This is a genomic window from Paraburkholderia sp. BL21I4N1 (genome assembly GCF_002973525.1).
Classification (GTDB): Bacteria; Pseudomonadota; Gammaproteobacteria; order Burkholderiales; family Burkholderiaceae; genus Paraburkholderia.
The window spans coordinates 1-3054 of the sequence record NZ_PVEN01000050.1 but is presented as its reverse complement, the minus strand read 5'-3'; the positions used below and the strand labels follow the sequence as shown (position 1 = coordinate 3054).

The window sequence follows — 3054 nt, the reverse complement described above, 5'->3', positions numbered from 1 at the left end:
GTGGAGCGTATTGCACGGGAAGCTCCCGCCGTCGGCTTCGAATTGCTACCACTTGCCGATGACCCCGATGAGGTTCTCCGGCGCGGCGAAGCCGACCCAGGCGATCTTCTTCAATGACGACCGTGGATAGCCTTGTTCCAGGCAATGTTCGAGATACTGATCTATCGATGCGGCGAACGGGTTTGAGCAGTGTCGAGCCAGATGACAAGGGCGAGTGAATAGGGTTTCCAACATGGCTTGCCCTCCTTTGAAAACATGGGCGAACCAGTATCGAACGATTTAAAATATGTTGCATACTTCTGGCCGTTCGCCGCGCCATATATTTGGCCGGCACATAACCCTCAGGCGCATACGGCCTGCAATGAACCAGCCTGATCGACAGCCGTGCGCAAATGCCTTGCAGCGTGGAAGCGCGGTAGGCGGCACCACTGTCGACGATCAACATCTTCGGTACGCCGCGTTTGAGCAAGGCCTGTTTGAGCACGCCCTCGATGTCGATCGCGGTCTCAGAGAAACAGAACGCGCTATGGGCGATGAGCCGCGAGGCGTCGTCCATCAACGAGGCCAGGTAAGTCTTGCGGCGGCCACGGCCGAGCGACAGGTGCGGACCGTGCAGAACATCGCCGTACCAGATGGAGCCGGCGTGTTCGGCCACGAAGCTGCGCTTCTCCTCGGGCAAACTCGCCGAGCCAATGATCCGCGAGAGCCCATTGGCTTGCAACAGCCGATGAACGGCGCAGCGCGAGAGCGTGTCGTGCGCCACGATACCGGCGGACTCGAGCAATAGACGGATCTGGCGGATCGAACGTCGCGGATTCTCGCGTTTGGCCGCAAGGATCGCCGCTTGCACTGCGGGCGGCAGCTTCGATTGCCAGCGATCAACACGAGGCTTGCCGCATAAGCCTTCCAGCCCGTGTTGTTTCCAGGCGTAATACCACGACTGAAGCGTCTTCTCGCCGATGTGGTGTCGGCGGGAACCCGGAATGGCGTACTCCTGCTGAGCCAGTTGCCGGATGATCTTCTGCAAATCGCCACGATCAAGCCGTTCCCGACTGACCAGTGGTCCGAGTACAGGTAGGCGAAACAGGGCCTTCGGGTCGATGTCCTTCATGCGCACTCCAATTGTTAAAAGGGAGCAACCATGAGAACCGCGATCCGAATTCGGCGCGAGTGGGCAAAGTGTGTGGATAGCCGGAATGACAGGAATTACGCCGTCGCGCACCCGTTCAGAAGCCGTTGATCACGGGACGCAAACACCGTCGCCATCGAGCCAGGCCATCGCCTCACACAGCGGCATGCGCTGCAGACAGCGCAACCAGAATTCAGCAATCTCGACTGAGCGCCCGAGTTGGCCGAAACGGCTACGCAAATAGAATTCGAAGGTGAGACTGCATTCGCCGAGGCGTTGCCACCAGCGCCGTACCGTATGCCGACCAAGCGCGAAGATCGCGCTGGCACGGGGCGCTGCGAGCAGCCGGCAAACAGCAGAAGCAGGACCTGCTGCTGGAGCGCCCAGTTGTACCAGCGGTGGGGCGCAATGCACAGCGGCAGGCGCGAACACGTACGGCTGCAGGCTCGACAGCGAAAGCGCAAAACGGGAACCGGATTGAGATCACCGGCGGCGCTGCGGTCAGCCTTGCGGTGATAGCGGCCGTGACACCACACGCCCGAGCAGCCGCAGTGCCCGCAAGCGACGGGCCGATAGACCTGTGGCGTGCGATCGGCCGCGTTGAGATGTCGTTCAAGAACAGGAAACGCGAATACAATTCGAGGCATAGGCCGGTCTGGTTTGTTGTTCGTGTGGGGCTTCGTCACTTCCCACGATAACAGAGCAGTACTGGCCTTCTTCACGTCCGACATATCTCATGATGTTCAAGGCGGCGTGCTACAACTTATCCTATTTGATACCGAGACGAACAGCTCCGCTGAAACCCAAATTTAGTGCGACGTAACAGTGTACACAGCCTTGGGGATTCGGTTCATCAATACCTCCATTCCTCAATTTTACGGAATGTTGGCGTTCACTTTTTTCAGCCGAGCTCAGCGGCGATTGTGCCGATTTCGCGGATTGCTTCGGGCTAGAATGAAGATCTGGCTGTCTAGAGGGTGTTAGGCACTTTTGTTAAGGGCTGCAAAGTGGACAAGCATAAGCACGGAGAATACGACGAAGTGCAAACCAGCCAAGGTTTCGGGCAATCGCTCGTAGTCTCTGGCCAGCCTGCGGAAGCGGTTGAGCCAGCCGAAGCTGCGCTCGACCACCCAGCGGCGCGGCAACAGCACGAAGCCCTTTTTCGCCTCCGACAGCTTGATTACCTGAAGCTCGATTCCTTCGTCGAGTGCTGCCTGCGCAGGCTCTTCGCCGGTATATCGCCTGATCGGCGAACGCCACCTTGACCGTCTGGCCCGTGGCCTGCTGAACCTGACGCGCCAGTTCTCCGACCTGCGCACGTTCCTGTTCGTTGGCCGGCGTAACATGCACAGCAAGCAATTGCCCCAAGGTATCAACCGCCATGTGGACCTTGCTGCCACGTTTGCGTTTGTAGCCGTCGTAACCGGCGCGAGGTCCACTCTCGCAGGTCGACTGCAGGGTCCGCCCATCGAGAATGACCGCGCTGGGTTGACCACGACGCTCCTGGGCGATCCGGATGATCGAACGCAGGTCATTCACCACATGGCCTCGAAACAGCCGGCCTGAATCCAGCGTTGCGTCTGCTGGTAGACCAGTTCCCAAGGTGGAAAGTCATTGGGCAACAAACGCCACGGTGCACCCGCGCGTACGATCCAGCGAAGCGCGTTGAACATCTCTCGCAGTTCATAGCGGCGCTGCGGTGCGTCCTTGTTCATCAAGGTCAGGTACGGAGCGGCGAAGTACCACTCTTCATCCGATACATCCGTTGGGTAAGGCCTGCGTTTTTTCATCCCCCCAGGATACCAGGTCCGACAAAAAGTGCCTAACACCCTACAAGATCCTATGAAGCAGGCGGACCACCGATGATCTGAAACGTAAAATCAGAGGGCGATTCCCGTTCAAAGGAGAGCATCATGCGCACAGAT

General features: G+C 58.6%; 2 protein-coding genes and 3 pseudogenes. 1 reads left to right on the top strand and 4 read right to left on the bottom strand.

The features are described from left to right. Nucleotides 1-96 (top strand): annotated as a pseudogene (locus B0G83_RS39010) (LysR family transcriptional regulator); the annotation flags it as partial. A 307-nt stretch (nucleotides 97-403) separates the two neighbouring features. Here the strand turns inward: B0G83_RS39010 and B0G83_RS38430 are convergent. From B0G83_RS38430 to B0G83_RS39700, 4 genes and pseudogenes are all read right to left on the bottom strand, one after another. Continuing rightward, a pseudogene (locus tag B0G83_RS38430) lies at nucleotides 404-1111 on the bottom strand (helix-turn-helix domain-containing protein); the annotation flags it as partial. 95 nt (nucleotides 1112-1206) lie between these two features. Beyond that, complete coding sequence (locus tag B0G83_RS39705; RefSeq protein WP_374954981.1) at nucleotides 1207-1665, bottom strand: DUF6431 domain-containing protein; 459 nt, start codon at nucleotides 1663-1665, stop codon at nucleotides 1207-1209. A 444-nt stretch (nucleotides 1666-2109) separates the two neighbouring features. Next, nucleotides 2110-2668 (bottom strand): annotated as a pseudogene (locus tag B0G83_RS37875) (transposase). After that, nucleotides 2665-2919: a transposase gene (locus B0G83_RS39700; RefSeq protein ID WP_374954980.1), complete on the bottom strand. Its 255-nt coding sequence runs from the start codon at nucleotides 2917-2919 to the stop codon at nucleotides 2665-2667. Before B0G83_RS39700 ends, B0G83_RS37875 begins: the two are co-directional and overlap by 4 nt. Nucleotides 2920-3054 lie beyond the last annotated feature (135 nt).

Excerpts from the sequence above, each read along its gene's own strand:
- B0G83_RS39700 (WP_374954980.1), bottom strand. The coding sequence starts at position 2,919 with ATGAAAAAACGCAGGCCTTACCCAACGGATGTATCGGATGAAGAGTGG.